Here is a 15,502-nt window from a genome sequence, read left to right as displayed (position 1 = left end):
GAGCGCTTTTGCCTACTTTTGTCGCGACTGACAAAAGTAGGTCGCCAGAAAGCGGACGAAGTCCGCGTGGCGAAACGCTTGTAGCCAGAACCCCGACACAGCCGCCGGACGCGGCTCCAGCAAGACGCGAAGAAAGCAAACCACCTCTCAGCCAAAGCTTGTGGCCGACCAGCGCCTCGTCGGCCTGGCCCTGGCTTCGCGGATGCATCCGGGGCCACTGTAGACCGCAGCCGGAGCGAGCCCGGGCGCTTCGCAGACACCGGCCCACCGACGCAATCCGGAAGCCCCTTCGCGTTCCGCCGCCTGTAAGAGCGCTTTTGCCTACTTTTGTCGCGATCGACAAAGGAAACCAATGCGCTGCACCCTTCCCCCTGAACCCGTTACGCTTGGCAACAGGACCGCAGCTTCGAGTGACACCATGAACCACGAGATTCCCGCCACCTTCCGCGCCTTCCGCATCTTCGACGACGAGAATGGTTATCGGGCCGAGCTGGTCGATCAGTCGCTCGACGAGCAGACCGAGGGCGATGTGGTGATCCGGGTCGCGTACTCGAGCATCAACTACAAGGACGCGCTGGCCGCCACCGGCAAGGGCAGGATCCTGCGGCGGTTTCCGCTCAACGGCGGGATCGACGCCGCCGGCACCGTGGTGCACAGTGATTCCGATCGCTTCGACCCCGGCGAAGAGGTGCTGATTACCGGCTGCGACCTGTCGGAAACCCGCGACGGCGGCTACAGCGAGTACCTGCGCGTGCCTTCGGAGTGGCTGGTTCCGCGGCCCGAGGGCCTGTCGCTGCGCGAGGCCATGGTCCTGGGCACGGCCGGTTTCACCGCCGCCCTGTCGCTGTGGCGGATGGAAGCCAACGGCCAGACGCCCGACATGGGTCCGGTCGTGGTCACCGGCGCCAGCGGCGGGGTCGGTTCGATCGCCATCGACCTGCTGACCCGGGCCGGCTACGAGGTCCACGCGATTTCCGGCAAGGTCGAGCACTTCGATTTCCTGCGTCGGCTCGGCGCCACCCAGTGCATTTCGCGCCATGACCTGCACTGGAGCGAGAAGCCGATGGACTCGGCAAGCTGGGCCGGGGCGATCGACAACGTCGGCGGCGACATGCTGTCCGGCCTGACCCGGGTCATCCGGCCCTGGGGCTCGATCGCATCCTGCGGCATGGCCGGCGGGATCGGGCTGCGCACCACGGTGATGCCATTCATCATCCGCGGCGTCAGTCTGCTGGGGGTGAACTCCTCGGGTTGCCCCTACCGCATCCGCGAGCAGCTCTGGGACCGCCTGGCCGGACCCTGGAAACCCGCCCATCTCGATGCCATCGAGGCCGACGAAGTGGGCCTGGACGAGCTGGCGCCGAAATTCGATACGGCACTGGCCGGCGGCTCGCTGGGCCGGGTCCTGGTTCGCGTCGGAGGTTGAGGGCGGGCGAGCCCTCGATGGTGGCCGGCAGCAATTTTGTAGTATAGTTTTTGGACTTCAGAAACCGACTCGAGGAACAACGATGGCCAAGATTCTGATTGTCGACGACTCCGACACGCACCTGTACACGCTGTCGAAGATCGTCGAGGAAGAGGGGCATGAAGTCATCACGGCCAGCAACGGGGAAGAAGGGGTCGACGCAGCCATCGCCAACACGCCGGACCTGATCCTGATGGACGTGGTCATGCCCGGCCTGAACGGCTTCCAGGCGACCCGCAAGATTTCCAAGAACTCCGGCACGGCCGACATCCCGATCATCTTCGTGACGACCAAGAACCAGGAAACCGACCGGATCTGGGGCCTGCGCCAGGGGGCCAGCGCCTACCTGACCAAGCCGGTCGACAAGAAGCAGCTGATCAGCGCCATCAACGACGCGCTGGGAGCCTGAAGCGATGACCATTGCCCAGGGTGAGCGCCTCCCGCAGGCGCAGCTGACATTGATGACCGAGACCGGCCCGTCGCCGGTCGACGCCGCCGAACTGATGGGCGACGGCCTGACCGCGCTGTTCGCGGTGCCCGGCGCCTTCACCCCGACCTGCTCGGCCAAGCACCTGCCGGGCTTCGTCGAACACGCCGATGCGCTGCGCGCTGCCGGGGTCGACCGGATCGTCTGCATGGCGGTCAACGATATCTTCGTGATGAACGCCTGGGGCGAATCGGCCGGCGTCGGTCAGGACATCATCATGGCCGCCGACGGCAACGGCGACTTCGCCCAGGCGCTGGGCCTGGAAATGGACGGCCGCGCGTTCGGAATGGGCATGCGCGCGCAGCGCTTCGCCCTGATCGTTCGAGACGGCGTGGTCGAACACGTGCTGGTCGAGGCGCCGGGCGAGTTCCGGGTCTCCAGCGCCGAGCACGTCCTGTCGCTGCTCGGCTGAGCCGGCGCGTCAGAGCTCGTCAGTCTCCGCCCGGCGCTTCGGTCGCCGGATAGCGCACCGGATCGACGCCCCTCGGCTCGATCCAGCCCAGCTTGAAGCTCACATACAGCCCGATCACCAGCAACAGCGACAATCCGACCCTCCAGGTCAGGCGGCGGACGGTTCGATCCCCGTCTCCCTTGTCGTTGACCAGGAAATAGAAGCTCGAAGCCAGGCTGTACAGAATGGCCGCCAGGAAGGCGAGGATGATGATCTTGCTCAGCACGTCGGGTTGCCCCGTTTCGAAAGACCGCCATCCTACCCGCTCGGCGTGGGCGGAATGACGTTCCGCGCGCTCGTTCCGCACCTGGCCGCCGCCGCGGTGGTGTGCGGCTGCGTGGCGTTGATGCTCTGGCAGATCGATCGTGCCGAAGACAAACGCCAGCGGCTGGCCGAGGTGGCCGCCGCCCCGACGCTGACGCTATCGGACGTCTCGGCCGAGACCGCGGTGCCGGCGCGGGTCCGCTCCAGCGGCCGGTTCGAGGCCGACCGCCAGCTCCTGCTCGACAACCAGGTCCACCAGCGCCAGCCGGGCGTCCAGGTGTTCACGCCGTGGCGAGGCGACGACGGCCGGCTGGTGCTGGTCAATCGTGGCTGGGCGCCCTGGTCGGATCGCCGTCCCCCGCGGCCCGACCCACGACCGCCTGCAATCCAGCGCATCGAAGGCCTGCTGGTCGCGCCGCCGGAAGTCGGACTGCGCCTCGGCGCCGGCTCCGAACTCGATCCGGACGGCTGGCCCAACCTGGTCACCTACTTCGACCCCGAACCGCTCGCCGGCCTGTACGGCCCCGAATTGCTGCCGCAGGTGATCCGGCTCGATCCCGACCACCCGGCGCACCTGACCGGCGCCGACTGGCCGGTCGTGACCTTCGGCCCGGAACGTCACCTGGGCTATGCGTTCCAGTGGGGCTTGATGGCCGCCGTCGTCGTCGCCATCTGGTCCGGATTGAGCTGGCGCGCGCACCGCGCCCGACCCCGCCGCCCCGATACCTTGGAAGACCGATGAATCCCCGACTCACGCTGGTCCTGCTGTTCGCCCTGTTCCTGGCCCCGATCCTGGTCGCGGTGCTGCTCAATTCGCGCTGGGTCGAGTGGGAGCCGGCCCCGGAACGCTCGCACGGTGAGCTGATCGAGCCGGTCGTCCCGCTGCCGGCCTTCGAGCTGGCGACGGCCGATGGCGGCTCCGTGGCACGGGAGGATCTGCTCGAGCGCTGGACCCTGCTGCAGGTCGAACCCGGTCCGTGCGCGGTGGACTGCCAGGAGCGGGCCTACCTGCTGCGGCAGGTCCGGGCCGCCCAGAACCGCCACGTGCCCGATATCGACCTGCTGCTGATCACCGGAGACGCTCCCGACGCTACGCTGGGCGCGCGGATCCGCGAGCTCGACCCGGTCTTCGACGTGGTCGGCGGCCCCGACGCAGCGCCGCTGCGCGCGGTGATCCCGGGCGCCGAAACCGGCGGTTTCTACATCGTTGATCCCCAGGGAAATATAATGGAGCGCTTCGGTCTCGAGACCGATCCGACGGGAATCCGAAAGGATCTCCGGCGCCTGTTGACCTGGACCGTTCGGGAATGAAATGAAGAACTTCCGCCGCCTCGCCTGGATCGCCACCGGGCTCTGTCTGTTCGTGATCGTCGCCGGTGCCTGGGTGCGCCTGACCCACGCCGGTCTCGGCTGCCCCGACTGGCCTGGTTGTTACGGCATGGTGACCTGGCCGAAGACGCCGGAGCACATCGAGACCGCCACCCGCGTATTCAGCGAGCACACCGTGACCCGCGCGGTCGACTCGGGCAAGGCTTTCCGCGAGATGGCCCACCGCTACGTGGCCAGCCTGCTCGGCCTGCTGATCGTGATCATGGCCGTGATGGCCTGGCGCAATCGACGGGACCCGGCCCAGCCGGTCGGCCTGCCGATGAGCATTCTCGCGCTGGTGATCTTCCAGGGCATTCTCGGCATGTGGACGGTCACGCTGCTGCTCAAGCCGGCGATCGTCACCGCTCACCTCGCCGGCGGCATGGCGACCGGTGCACTGCTGTTCTGGCTGGCGCTGAAGACCACTTCGACCTCCAAGCCCAGCCTTCCTGCACGGGCGCTGCACCCGCTGGTCTGGCTGGGCTTCGCGGTGGTCGTGGTGCAGATCCTGCTCGGCGGCTGGGTCAGCACCAACTACGCCGCGCTGGCCTGCCCCGACTTCCCGACCTGCACCGGGGCCTGGTGGCCGCAGACCGATTTCGGCGAGGGCTTCCGCATCTGGCGCGGCGTCGGCGTCGATTACGAGGGCGGCGTGCTCGACCAGTCGGCTCGCGTCGCCATCCACATGGCGCACCGGATCTGGGCGATCGCCGTGGTCGGTGTACTGGCCTGGCTGTTCTCGCGCCTGGTCCGGGTCGAAGAGCTGCGCGGGCTGGCGTTCGGGATGATCGGCGTACTGACCGTGCAGGTGCTCATCGGCATCTACAACATCGTCGGCGGACTGCCGTTGGCCAATGCCGTGGCCCACAACGGCATCGCCGCGATCCTGCTGTTCACGATGGTCGCACTGCTCCACCGCACTCGCCGCAGCGTCGCCTGAGCGATGACTGCCGCGACGCGCAAGCTGACCGCATTCCTGGGGCTGTGCAAGCTCCGCGTGGTCGCGCTGATCGTGTTCACCGCCATCGTCGGCATGGCGCTGGCCACGCCCGGCCTGGTTCCCCTGCAGCCCCTGCTGCTCGGCAGCCTCGGCATCGGCCTGGCCGCCGCGTCGGCCGCCGCCCTGAACCACCTGCTCGATCGGCGGATCGACGCGCGGATGACGCGGACCCGCCACCGGCCGCTGCCGACCCGGGAGCTGACCGAGACCCAGGTCGTGGCCTTCGCGCTGGCCCTGGCCGTGATCTCGATGGTGATGCTGATCCTCGGCGTCAACGCGCTGACCGCCGCGCTGACCTTCCTCAGCCTGATCGGCTACGCGGTGGTCTACACCGTCTGGCTCAAACGCGCCACGTCACAGAACATCGTGATCGGCGGCGCGGCCGGCGCCGCACCCCCGGTGCTGGGCTGGGCCGCGGTCACCGGCGAAGTGCACGCCTATGCGCTGATCCTGTTCCTGATCATCTTCGTCTGGACGCCGCCGCACTTCTGGGCGCTGGCCATCCATCGCCGTGACGACTACGCCGGCGTCGGCCTGCCGATGCTGCCGGTCACCCACGGGATTCCGTTCACCCGCTGGCAGATTCTGTTCTATTCGATCATCCTGGTGCTGGTCACCCTGCTGCCGTTCCTGACCGGCATGAGCGGCTGGGTCTACCTGGCCGGCAGCCTGGTCCTCAACGCCGGCTTCCTGGGCTACGCGATCGCGCTGATGGTCAGCCGCAGCGACGAACTGCCGATGGCGTTCTTCCACTATTCCGTGGTCTACCTGATGGCCCTGTTCGCCTTTTTGCTGGTCGACCACTATCTTCATTCCTTCCTCGGGGTTGCCTGAATGTCCCATCCGACCGACTCCTCCCTGCACTCGGCGCCGCTGAGCACGCTGGAACACACCGCCGAGTTCATCGGCCGCCACATCGGCCCGCGCGACGACGACGTGCAGGCCATGCTGGCTGCGCTCGGCGTCGATTCACTCGATGCACTGATCGACGAGGCGACGCCGAAGAGCATTCGGGCCGAGCGTCCGCTGGACCTCGACGAGGCCCGCAACGAGGCCCAGGTGCTGGCGCGACTGCGCGAGATGGCCGACCGCAATTCGGTACTGCACAGCCTGATCGGGCTGGGCTACCACCCGACTCACGTGCCGCCGGTGATCCTGCGCAACGTGCTCGAGAACCCGGGCTGGTACACCGCCTACACGCCATACCAGGCCGAGATCTCGCAGGGCCGGCTCGAGGGCCTGCTCAACTTCCAGCAGGCGGTCATGGACCTGACCGGCATGGAACTGGCCAACGCCTCGCTGCTGGACGAAGCCACTGCCGCCGCCGAGGCAATGACGATGATGCGCCGGATCGCGCGCAAGCACCCGTCGAGCCGCTTCCTGGTCGACGCCGACGCGCTGCCGCAGACGATCGACGTGCTGAAGACCCGGGCCGAACCGCTGGCTATCGATGTCGTGATCAGCAACGACCTGGCCGCCGACGCCGCGGCCGGCGACTACTTCGGCCTGCTGCTCCAGTACCCGGGCGCCAGCGGGCGGCTCGGCGATCCGGAGGCCGTGATCCGCTCGGCTGCCGAGCACGATGCGCTGACCGCCGTGGCCGCCGACCTGCTGGCCCTGACCCTGCTCAAGCCGCCCGGCGAAATGGGCGCGGACGTCGTCATCGGCTCGGCCCAGCGCTTCGGCGTGCCGATGGGCTACGGCGGACCGCACGCGGCGTTCCTGGCCACCGCCGAGGACCATCGGCGCAACGTGCCGGGCCGCATCATCGGGGTCTCGCGCGACCGCCACGGTGCGCCGGCGCTGCGCATGGCGCTGCAGACCCGCGAACAGCACATCCGCCGCGAGAAGGCGATGAGCAACATCTGCACGGCCCAGGCGCTGCTGGCCGTGATGGCCGGGTTCTACGCGGTCTGGCACGGCGCCGACGGCCTGCGCCGGATCGCAGGGCGCATCCACCGGATGACCCGACTGGCTGCCCGCGCACTGACCGAGGCCGGCCTGGCGCCGCTCCACGAGGACTATTTCGACACCCTGCTGATCCGGGTCGACGAACGGACCCGGACCGACCTGCTGCAGCGCGCGCTGCGCGCCGGCTTCAACCTGCGCGCCGATCTCGACGACGCGATCGGACTGAGCTTCAACGAGGTCACGACCCGCGAGCAGCTCGCTGACCTGGTCGAGGCCCTGACCGGCGCGCGCCCGGACCTCGACGCGCTGGATGCCGACCTGGCCGCAGCCGATCCGGCCATTCCGGACGCCCTGCAGCGCCGCAGCGACTTCCTGACCCACGAAGTCTTCTCCCGCTACCACTCCGAAACCGAGATGCTGCGCTACCTGAAGCGGCTGGAAAATCGCGACCTGAGCCTGGCCCACGCGATGATCCCGCTCGGTTCGTGCACGATGAAGCTCAACGCCACGACCGAGATGCTGCCGGTGACCTGGCCGGAGTTCGCCGAACTGCATCCGCTGTGCCCGCACGACCAGGCACGGGGCTATCACGAGCTGATCGACGACCTCGAGCGCATGCTGCGCGAGATCACCGGCTTCGATGCCGTCTCGCTGCAGCCCAACGCCGGCTCGCAGGGCGAATACGCCGGCCTGCTGACCATCCGCAGCTACCAGCAGGCCAACGGCCAGGGCCATCGCGACGTCTGCCTGATCCCGTCCTCGGCGCACGGCACCAACCCGGCCAGTGCGCAGATGGTCGGCTACCGGATCGTGGTGGTCGGCTGCGACGCCAGCGGCAACATCGACCAGGACGACCTGGCGGCCAAGATCGACAAGCACCGCGACGAACTGGCCGCGCTGATGATCACCTACCCGTCGACCCACGGCGTGTTCGAGGAAGACGTCATCGCGATCTGCCAGCGCGTGCGCGACGCCGGCGGCCAGGTCTATCTCGACGGCGCCAACATGAACGCCCTGGTCGGCATCTCGCGCGTGGCCGACTACGCCGACGTCTGCCACCTGAACCTGCACAAGACCTTCTGCATCCCGCACGGCGGCGGCGGACCCGGCGTCGGACCGATCGGCGTGCGCGCGCACCTGGCCGAGTTCCTGCCCGGCCACGTCAGCGGCGTGCTCGGCGCCGGCCGGGGCACCAACCCGGCCGTGGCCGCGGCACCCTGGGGCTCGGCGGCGATCCTGCCGATCTCCTGGGCCTACATCGCGCTGATGGGTCGCACAGGCCTGCGGCGCGCGACCGACGTGGCGATCCTGAACGCCAACTACATCGCGCACGGTCTGAAGGACCATTACGACATCCTCTACACCGGCCGCAACGGACGCATCGCCCACGAGTGCATCGTCGACCTCAGGCCGTTCAAGTCCGAGGCCGGCATCAGCGAGGAAGACGTGGCCAAGCGAATGGTCGACTACGGCTTCCACGCCCCGACGATGTCGTGGCCGGTGCCTGGCACACTGATGATCGAGCCGACCGAAAGCGAGTCGCGCGAGGAACTGGATCGCTTCATCGAAGCGATGATCTCGATCCGCCAGGAAATCGACCGAGTGGCCTCCGGCGAGCTCGACGCCGACGACAACCCGCTGAAGATGGCGCCGCACACCATCGCCGAGCTGACCGCCGACGAATGGACGCACCCGTATTCTCGCGAGCAGGCCGGCTGGCCGGTGAAGTCGCTGCGGCTGGGCAAGTTCTTCGCCTCGGTCGGGCGCGTCGACAACGTCTACGGCGATCGCAACCTGGTCTGCTCCTGCCCGCCGCTGGACGTCTACGCCGAAGCCAGCTGATGAACCCACAGCGCCGCCGGCCCGATCGGCGGCGATGTGTTCGTCTGACCGCAGATCGACGGCGCGGAGAATGCCAAGCCGATTCCGTCCGCCCGGCTGCAGGGCAGACGCTCACTCGATTCCTCGCTTCTCGACCTGCGACTCCTTCGGCATCGGTCGATTCCCGGCCACGGACAGGGCAAGGCGCCTGTCGTCGATCTGCGTGGTTTGCCATGCGCTCGACACGCCGTGACGCTTGACGCTTCCGGTCGAAAGTGCGCCGGAAAGCGAACCGTGCGCCCGGTTCCGATCCTCATCCGCGTCCATCTGCGGTCAAGAAAAACGGCCCGGTGCATCCGGGCCGTTTTCGGTCGAGCGGTCCGTCGGCCGTCGGCCGGCCAACGATGACCTGGACTTCAGTCGTCGCCGGGCGAGTAGCTGACCTCGTCGTCGCGACGCAGCGTACGCGTCCAGTACGGCTCCATCTCGGCCAGCGAATCGCCGAACCGGTCCCAGGTCTCGGCGGCCGCTTCCTCGCCGATCGCCGCGACCATCACGCCGTTGGCGCCGTCCCGGTCCTCGTCCATCGCCGAGAAGTTGCCGTAATGATCGACGACGAAATAATCGGCCGCCCAGCGGGTGCTGCCCTGCACGTCGTACCAGGTGCCCATGTGCTCGTACTCGGCCTCCTTCATGTAGCCGGTGATCTCACCGACGACCTCCCGGAACGCCTCGCCATCCTCGACGCGGAAATTGTGCAGGGTGACCACGCTGTAGTCATCGGCGTCGCCGCTCCAATCGGGCATCCGCTTGGCGAAGCTCCGCTCGACGGTGTCCATGTGCGGCCAGATCTGTTCGCGAACGACCGACCAGCAGGCTTCCGAGGCCGGATCCTCTTCGTCCATCTCGGCCCACATGTCCATGCGCGAGACCATCAGCATGGTGTTGAGCTTGCCGCCGACCGGCCACCACACCGACCAGGCATTCTCCCCGCCTTCCTCTTCATAGCATTCGATGTAGGCCTTCATGCCGTTCCGGAATTCCATCCCGTGACCCATGGTGACGCCGATCTCGGTCATCGAGATCATGTAGTCGTCGTGATCGTCGGCAATGGCCGGCATCGAACAGGCCGCCGTGACGACGGCGGCCAGCAACTTCGTGGTCTTGTTCATGTTCTTGCTCCCTGTGACGTTGAAGGACCCGCAGTCCCTCCCGGACGGTGTCCAGCCCGTTGCGGGGAAGGTCCATCCTCGCTTATTTTCACAGGATTAGCAAGATAATGTGATCTTTATCACACTTCGTTCGGGGCGGGCCCGCGGACCACTTCGACCTCCATGGCCTGCAGCCGCCGGTCATCGGCGGCGGTGACCCGGAAACTCCACTCCTCGATCGCCACGGACTCGCCGACTTCCGGCAGGCGACCGAACTCCGCGACCACCAGACCGCCGATGGTGTCGAACTCGTCGTCGCTGAACGCGGTGCCGAGCACCTCGTTGATGTCCTCGATCGGGGTCAGGGCCTGGACCCGGTACCGGCCGGCCTCGATCCGCTGGATGTCTTCCACGGCCTCGGCGTCGTGCTCGTCGTCGATGTCGCCGACGATCTCCTCCAGCACGTCCTCGATGGTGATCAGGCCCGAAACACCGCCGTATTCATCGACGACGATCGCCATGTGGTTCTTGTTGACCCGGAATTCGCGCAGCAGCACGTTCAGCCGCTTGGACTCGGGAATGATCACCGGAGCCCGGATCAGTTCGGCCAGTTCGACGCCGCTGTCGCGCGCGACCAGCCGGAGCAGGTCCTTGGCCAGCAGGATGCCCTGGACCTCGTCCTTGTCCTCGCCGACCACCGGAAAGCGGGAGTGGCCGGACTCGAGAATGATCCCCAGGATCTCGTCCAGCGCGGTGCCCTGCGGCACCACCACCATCTGCGAACGGGGAATCATCACGTCGCGCACCTGGAGCTCGTCGACCTCCAGCGCGCCTTCGATCATGGCCAGGGTATCGGTTTCGATCAGGCCGTTGTCGGTCGCTTCGCGAAGCAACTCGATCAAGTCGTCCCGGCTCCGCGGTTCACCGCCGAAAGCGCGTCCGATGCGCTCCAGCCAGGTGCGGCCCGCGGAGCCGCTGCTACTGTTCGATGAGTCGTCGTTCATGGAAAGGGTCGATTTCTCCGGTGGACAAGGTAACGCTCGGGACGCTCAGACGTCCCGGTACGGGTCGGCGATGCCGAGCCCGGCGAGCAGCTCGCGCTCCAGCTGCTCCATTTCGTTGGCCTGCACGTCATGAATATGGTCGAAGCCGCGCAAGTGCAAGATTCCGTGAATCACGAGGTGGGCCCAGTGATCGGCCAGCGGCTTGCCCTGGTCGCGGGCTTCGCGCGCGATCACCGGTGCGCACAGGGCCAGGTCGCCGGAAATTCCGCCCGACAGGGCCTCGGCCGGCAGTCCGGGCGGCGCCGAGCCGGGAAAACTCAGCACGTTGGTCGGTGCATCCTTGCCGCGCCACTGGTGGTTCAGCGCCCGGCTCTCGGCCTCGTCGACGATCCGCAGGCAGACGTCGGCCGCGCCCTCGGTCGGCAGCGCGGCCTCGGCGAAGCGGACCAGCTCGGCGTCGGGCGGCACGCCGTCCAGCGACACCGCGTGCTGAACGTCAATGGTCATGCTTGCCCGGCGCCTCCGCATCGGCCCGCTCGTAGGCCTCGACGATCCGTCGCACGATCGGGTGGCGAACCACATCGCGGGCATCGAAGAAGGTCTGGCCGACGCCCTCGACCTCGCGCAGCAGGCCGACCGCCTGCTTCAGCCCCGACGGCATCTTCGATGGCAGATCGATCTGGGTCAGGTCGCCGGTGATGACCGCACGCGAGCCGAAGCCGATCCGGGTCAGGAACATCTTCATCTGCTCCGGCGTGGTGTTCTGCGCCTCGTCGAGGATCACGTAGGCGTCGTTGAGCGTTCGGCCACGCATGTAGGCCAGCGGCGCGACCTCGATGACGTTGCGCTCGATCAGCCGCGCGACCTTCTCGAAGCCCATCATTTCGTACAGCGCGTCGTACAGCGGCCGCAGGTAGGGATCGACCTTCTGGGCCAGGTCGCCGGGAAGGAAACCCAGTCGTTCTCCGGCCTCGACCGCCGGACGGACCAGCACGATGCGCTGGACACGATCGGATTCCAGCGCATCGACCGCGCAGGCCACGGCCAGGAAGGTCTTGCCGGTGCCGGCCGGACCGACGCCGAAGTTGATGTCGCAGTTGGCGATCTGCTCCAGGTAGCGGCGCTGGTTCGGTCCGCGCGCGCGGATCAGGCCGCGCTTGGTCCGGATCACCGTCTCGCGCTCGCCGTCTTCCGGCTCGTCGAGGCCCGAAGCCTGCAGGCTCAGGTTGACCAGCGCCGGCGTCAGCACCTCGCGCTCGGTCTGGCGAAACAGTTTCCGCAGCACGCGGCGAGCTGCGCCAGTGGCGTCCGGCTCGCCCTGGATCGCGATCAGGTTGCCGCGCGCGTTGATGTCCACGCCCAGCCGCTTTTCGATCAGCCGAAGGTGCTCGTCGAACGGGCCGCACAGGTTGGCCAGCCGCTCGTTGTCGGCCGGCTCGAGTTCCAGGGTGACGGGGTCGCTCATCGGCTCAGGCCGCGTCGCGGGCCGGAATCCGGCCGCGCAGCGAATTGGCCAGCGCCGCGGTGATCTCGAGATCGACGAACTGCCCGATCAGCGAGGCCGGGCCCTGGAAGTTGACCACGCGGTTGTTCTCGGTGCGCCCGGCCAGTTCGTTCGGGTCCTTGCGACTGGGGCCTTCGACCAGCACCCGCTCGGTGGTGCCGACCATGGCCTCGGCAATCGCCCGGGCCTGCGCATTGAGCTGGGCCTGCAGGCGCTGGAGGCGCTTCTTCTTGACCTCCATCGAGACCGTATCCGGCAGGTTCGAGGCCGGCGTGCCGGGCCGCGCGGAGTAGATGAAGCTGAACGACTGGTCGAAGTTCAGGTCGCCGATCAGCTTCATGGTCTGCTCGAAATCGGTCTCGGTCTCGCCGGGGAAGCCGACGATGAAGTCCGACGACAGCGAGATATCGGGCCGGACCTCGCGCAGCCTGCGGATCCGGTCCTTGTACTCCAGTGCCGTGTGGCCGCGCTTCATCAGCGACAGGATGCGGTCGGAACCCGACTGCACCGGCAGGTGCAGGTAATTGGCCAGCTTCGGTGTATCGCCGAAGGCCTCGATCAGCCGGTCGGAGAACTCGACCGGGTGCGAGGTCGTGAACCGGATCCGCTCGATGCCCTCGAAGGCCGCGACGTAGCGGATCAGCATGGCCAGGTCGGCCGTGCCGCCGTCGTGGGTCGGGCCGAGGTAGGCGTTGACGTTCTGGCCGAGCAGGTTGATCTCGCGCACGCCCTGGGCCTCGAGCTGGGCGATCTCGGCGATCACATCGTCGAGCGGCCGGCTGACCTCCTCGCCACGCGTGTAGGGCACGACGCAGAAGGTGCAGTACTTCGAGCAGCCTTCCATGATCGACACGAAGGCCGTCGGGCCCTTGGCGCCGGGCGGCGGCAGATGGTCGAACTTCTCGATCTCCGGGAAGCTCACGTCGACGGCCGGCTGCTTGCGCTCCCGGACCTGGTCGAGCATCTGCGGCAGCCGGTGAATGGTCTGCGGGCCGAACACCAGGTCGACGAACGGCGCGCGCTTGAGAATCCCTTCGCCTTCCTGGCTGGCCACGCAGCCGGCCACGCCGATCACCACCTCGGGCCGGTCGGCCTTGAACGGGCGCCACTTGCCGAGCTGCGAAAAGACCTTTTCCTGGGCCTTTTCGCGGATCGAGCAGGTATTGACCAGGATGACGTCGGCGGCCGACTCGTCGTCGGTCAGCTCCAGGCCGTGCGAGGCGGCGAGCACCTCGGCCATGCGGTCGGAGTCGTACTCGTTCATCTGGCAGCCGTGGGTCTTGATGTAGAGCTTTCCGGCCATCGGGCGATTCTTGCGTGAAAGGACCGGGAAGTCTAGCAAATTCAGGAGCCTCGACCCCGATTGTCGGCGATCCCGTGTGGCTCGGCCGGGCGCGCGTTCGCGACGGGCTGATAGCCTGCAGCGCAACCACGAATTGCGGAGAGTTCCGATGAGCGAACCACACGCGGCCCAGAGCAGCGCACTGAACGACTTCATGGACGGCCTGGTTCGGCGCAATCCCGGCCAGGACGAATTCCACCAGGCCGTCCACGAAGTGGCCTGCGATCTGCTGCCGTTCATCGCCGAGCACGAGAAATACCGGGACGCGATGCTGCTGGAGCGCATGACCGAACCGGACCGGATCGTCTCGTTCCGGGTCTGCTGGACCGACGACGACAACTGCGTTCAGGTCAATCGCGGCTGGCGGGTGCAGTTCAACAACGCCATCGGACCCTACAAGGGCGGACTGCGCTTCGACCCGGAGGTAACCGAATCGGTGCTGAAGTTCCTCGGCTTCGAGCAGTGCTTCAAGAACGCGCTGACCGGCCTGCCGATCGGCGGCGCGAAGGGCGGCGCCAATTTCGATCCCAAGCAGCACAGCGACACCGAAATCATGCGCTTCTGCCAGGCCTTGATGAACACGCTGGTCCACTACGTCGGCCCGAACCAGGACATCCCGGCCGGCGACATCGGCGTCGGCCAGCGCGAGATCGGCTACCTGTTCGGCCAGTACCGCAGCCTCACGCGCGAATTCGTCGGTGCGCTGACCGGCAAGGGCGTGTCCTTCGGCGGCTCGGAGCTGCGCACCGAGGCCACCGGCTTCGGCGTGCTGTACTTCGTCAAGGACATGGCCGAGCGTCTCGACCGGGACCTGGACGGTGCCCGCGTCGCCATCTCCGGGGCCGGCAACGTCGCCTGCCACGCCGCACGGAAGGCGATCGAACTGGGCGCGAAGGTCGTGACCCTGTCGGATTCGAAGGGAATGATGCATGGTCGGGACGGGCTGGACGCCGAGCAGCTCGCCACCGCCCAGCGGATGAAGGGCGAGCATCGCTGTTCGATCGAACAGGTGGCCGACGAACTGGGCTGGCGCTACCACGAAGGAGCGAAGCCCTGGGGCGTGGAGTGCGACATCGCCCTGCCCTGCGCGACCCAGAACGAACTCGACGGCGACGACGCGAAGCGCTTGCTCGACAACGGCTGCTGGCTGGTGGCCGAAGGCGCCAACATGCCGTGCACCGCCGAGGCGGTCGAGGCGTTCCAGCAAGACGACGCGATGTCCTACGCCCCCGGCAAGGCCGCCAACGCCGGCGGCGTGGCCGTGTCCGGCCTGGAGCGCGCCCAGAACGCCCAGCACCTGGTCTGGACCCGCGACCGCGTCGATGAAGAACTGCAGCGAATCATGCGCGAGATCCACGACCGCTGCGTCCGCCACGGCGGCAACGGCGACGGGCGGCCCGTCAACTATCGGAAAGGCGCCAACATCGCCGGCTTCGAAAAACTCGCCGACGCGATGCTGGCACAAGGCGTGCTCTGAGCTTCTGCCGGACAGCCGAGTCCCTCGCACACCCCGGTCCCGGGCGCCGTCGGACGGGGAACGGCCCGATCGGGAATGTTCGGCGAAGGACGTCGCTGGCAGGGATTTCGCGCGGGTTCCGATTCTTGAGTACAGGACACCACGAACCCGACCCATGCCGAGCTTTCCGATCCTGGATGGGGCCTCAGATCCGGCCTCAGATCGAGCCGAAATCGAGCCCGCCATCGACCGCGGCGGCGAGACCGTCGCAAAAGGCG

The 15,502-nt window shown here is 67.5% G+C and carries 15 protein-coding genes; 9 read left to right on the top strand and 6 right to left on the bottom strand.

The window, feature by feature from the left end:
• Positions 1 to 418 precede the first annotated feature (418 nt).
• The 3 genes from HFP89_RS12845 to HFP89_RS12835 all read left to right on the top strand — a co-directional run bounded on the left by HFP89_RS12845 (position 419) and on the right by HFP89_RS12835 (position 2,364).
• Entirely contained in the window at positions 419 to 1,426 is a 1,008-nt protein-coding gene (locus HFP89_RS12845) for a YhdH/YhfP family quinone oxidoreductase (protein ID WP_168718063.1), read from the top strand.
• A gap of 82 nt (positions 1,427 to 1,508) precedes the next feature.
• Positions 1,509 to 1,874 (top strand): response regulator, encoded by a 366-nt coding sequence (locus HFP89_RS12840; RefSeq protein ID WP_168718062.1) that lies wholly within the window; start codon positions 1,509 to 1,511, stop codon positions 1,872 to 1,874.
• Between the two features lie 4 nt (positions 1,875 to 1,878).
• Positions 1,879 to 2,364: a peroxiredoxin gene (locus tag HFP89_RS12835; RefSeq protein ID WP_168718061.1), complete on the top strand. Its 486-nt coding sequence runs from the start codon at positions 1,879 to 1,881 to the stop codon at positions 2,362 to 2,364.
• A 19-nt stretch (positions 2,365 to 2,383) separates the two neighbouring features.
• Here HFP89_RS12835 and HFP89_RS12830 read toward each other — a convergent pair whose 3' ends face one another.
• Positions 2,384 to 2,629, bottom strand: a complete 246-nt coding sequence (locus tag HFP89_RS12830; RefSeq protein WP_168718060.1) for a twin transmembrane helix small protein — start codon at positions 2,627 to 2,629, stop codon at positions 2,384 to 2,386.
• A gap of 54 nt (positions 2,630 to 2,683) precedes the next feature.
• Between HFP89_RS12830 and HFP89_RS12825 the strand changes: the two genes are divergently transcribed.
• The 5 genes from HFP89_RS12825 to gcvP are packed head-to-tail and all read left to right on the top strand — an operon-like array spanning position 2,684 to position 8,788.
• On the top strand, positions 2,684 to 3,409 hold the full coding sequence (locus tag HFP89_RS12825) for an SURF1 family protein (RefSeq protein ID WP_168718059.1): 726 nt from the start codon (positions 2,684 to 2,686) through the stop codon (positions 3,407 to 3,409).
• The gene (locus HFP89_RS12820; RefSeq protein ID WP_168718058.1) at positions 3,406 to 3,978 is read left to right on the top strand and encodes a hypothetical protein; all 573 of its coding nucleotides are present in this window, start codon (positions 3,406 to 3,408) and stop codon (positions 3,976 to 3,978) included. The genes HFP89_RS12825 and HFP89_RS12820 overlap by 4 nt, the downstream gene beginning before the upstream one ends.
• A 1-nt stretch (position 3,979) precedes the next feature.
• Positions 3,980 to 4,975, top strand: a complete 996-nt coding sequence (locus HFP89_RS12815; RefSeq protein ID WP_168718057.1) for a COX15/CtaA family protein — start codon at positions 3,980 to 3,982, stop codon at positions 4,973 to 4,975.
• A gap of 3 nt (positions 4,976 to 4,978) precedes the next feature.
• Positions 4,979 to 5,869, top strand: coding sequence for a heme o synthase (cyoE, locus tag HFP89_RS12810; RefSeq protein WP_168718056.1), 891 nt, complete (start codon positions 4,979 to 4,981; stop codon positions 5,867 to 5,869).
• On the top strand, positions 5,870 to 8,788 hold the full coding sequence (gcvP, locus tag HFP89_RS12805) for an aminomethyl-transferring glycine dehydrogenase (RefSeq protein WP_168718055.1): 2,919 nt from the start codon (positions 5,870 to 5,872) through the stop codon (positions 8,786 to 8,788).
• 395 nt (positions 8,789 to 9,183) lie between these two features.
• On the opposite strand, the gene HFP89_RS12800 is transcribed toward gcvP, so the two are convergent.
• From HFP89_RS12800 to miaB, 5 genes are all read right to left on the bottom strand, one after another.
• On the bottom strand, positions 9,184 to 9,939 hold the full coding sequence (locus tag HFP89_RS12800) for a hypothetical protein (RefSeq protein ID WP_168718054.1): 756 nt from the start codon (positions 9,937 to 9,939) through the stop codon (positions 9,184 to 9,186).
• Positions 9,940 to 10,058: 119 nt separating this feature from the next.
• Positions 10,059 to 10,922, bottom strand: coding sequence for a transporter associated domain-containing protein (locus HFP89_RS12795; RefSeq protein WP_168718053.1), 864 nt, complete (start codon positions 10,920 to 10,922; stop codon positions 10,059 to 10,061).
• Positions 10,923 to 10,967: 45 nt separating this feature from the next.
• Positions 10,968 to 11,429 carry an rRNA maturation RNase YbeY gene (ybeY, locus tag HFP89_RS12790; protein WP_168718052.1) on the bottom strand — a complete coding sequence of 154 codons (462 nt, stop codon included), beginning with the start codon at positions 11,427 to 11,429 and terminating at the stop codon, positions 10,968 to 10,970.
• Positions 11,419 to 12,387 (bottom strand): PhoH family protein, encoded by a 969-nt coding sequence (locus HFP89_RS12785; RefSeq protein ID WP_168718051.1) that lies wholly within the window; start codon positions 12,385 to 12,387, stop codon positions 11,419 to 11,421. Before HFP89_RS12785 ends, ybeY begins: the two co-directional genes overlap by 11 nt.
• A 4-nt stretch (positions 12,388 to 12,391) precedes the next feature.
• Positions 12,392 to 13,729, bottom strand: coding sequence for a tRNA (N6-isopentenyl adenosine(37)-C2)-methylthiotransferase MiaB (gene miaB, locus HFP89_RS12780; protein WP_168718050.1), 1,338 nt, complete (start codon positions 13,727 to 13,729; stop codon positions 12,392 to 12,394).
• A gap of 148 nt (positions 13,730 to 13,877) precedes the next feature.
• Between miaB and gdhA the strand changes: the two genes are divergently transcribed.
• On the top strand, positions 13,878 to 15,245 hold the full coding sequence (gene gdhA / locus HFP89_RS12775; RefSeq protein ID WP_168718049.1) for an NADP-specific glutamate dehydrogenase: 1,368 nt from the start codon (positions 13,878 to 13,880) through the stop codon (positions 15,243 to 15,245).
• Positions 15,246 to 15,502 lie beyond the last annotated feature (257 nt).

The organism is Wenzhouxiangella sp. XN79A, from assembly GCF_012272825.1.
Classification (GTDB): Bacteria; Pseudomonadota; Gammaproteobacteria; order Xanthomonadales; family Wenzhouxiangellaceae.
Note: the sequence above shows the minus strand (reverse complement) of the source record. Positions and strands in the feature narration are given on the sequence as shown.

Excerpts from the sequence above, each read along its gene's own strand:
- HFP89_RS12845 (WP_168718063.1), top strand. The coding sequence starts at position 419 with ATGAACCACGAGATTCCCGCCACCTTCCGCGCCTTCCGCATCTTCGAC.
- HFP89_RS12840 (WP_168718062.1), top strand. The coding sequence starts at position 1,509 with ATGGCCAAGATTCTGATTGTCGACGACTCCGACACGCACCTGTACACG.
- HFP89_RS12835 (WP_168718061.1), top strand. The coding sequence starts at position 1,879 with ATGACCATTGCCCAGGGTGAGCGCCTCCCGCAGGCGCAGCTGACATTG.
- HFP89_RS12825 (WP_168718059.1), top strand. The coding sequence starts at position 2,684 with ATGACGTTCCGCGCGCTCGTTCCGCACCTGGCCGCCGCCGCGGTGGTG.
- HFP89_RS12820 (WP_168718058.1), top strand. The coding sequence starts at position 3,406 with ATGAATCCCCGACTCACGCTGGTCCTGCTGTTCGCCCTGTTCCTGGCC.
- HFP89_RS12815 (WP_168718057.1), top strand. The coding sequence starts at position 3,980 with ATGAAGAACTTCCGCCGCCTCGCCTGGATCGCCACCGGGCTCTGTCTG.
- cyoE (WP_168718056.1), top strand. The coding sequence starts at position 4,979 with ATGACTGCCGCGACGCGCAAGCTGACCGCATTCCTGGGGCTGTGCAAG.
- gcvP (WP_168718055.1), top strand. The coding sequence starts at position 5,870 with ATGTCCCATCCGACCGACTCCTCCCTGCACTCGGCGCCGCTGAGCACG.
- HFP89_RS12800 (WP_168718054.1), bottom strand. The coding sequence starts at position 9,939 with ATGAACAAGACCACGAAGTTGCTGGCCGCCGTCGTCACGGCGGCCTGT.
- HFP89_RS12795 (WP_168718053.1), bottom strand. The coding sequence starts at position 10,922 with ATGAACGACGACTCATCGAACAGTAGCAGCGGCTCCGCGGGCCGCACC.
- ybeY (WP_168718052.1), bottom strand. The coding sequence starts at position 11,429 with ATGACCATTGACGTTCAGCACGCGGTGTCGCTGGACGGCGTGCCGCCC.
- HFP89_RS12785 (WP_168718051.1), bottom strand. The coding sequence starts at position 12,387 with ATGAGCGACCCCGTCACCCTGGAACTCGAGCCGGCCGACAACGAGCGG.
- miaB (WP_168718050.1), bottom strand. The coding sequence starts at position 13,729 with ATGGCCGGAAAGCTCTACATCAAGACCCACGGCTGCCAGATGAACGAG.
- gdhA (WP_168718049.1), top strand. The coding sequence starts at position 13,878 with ATGAGCGAACCACACGCGGCCCAGAGCAGCGCACTGAACGACTTCATG.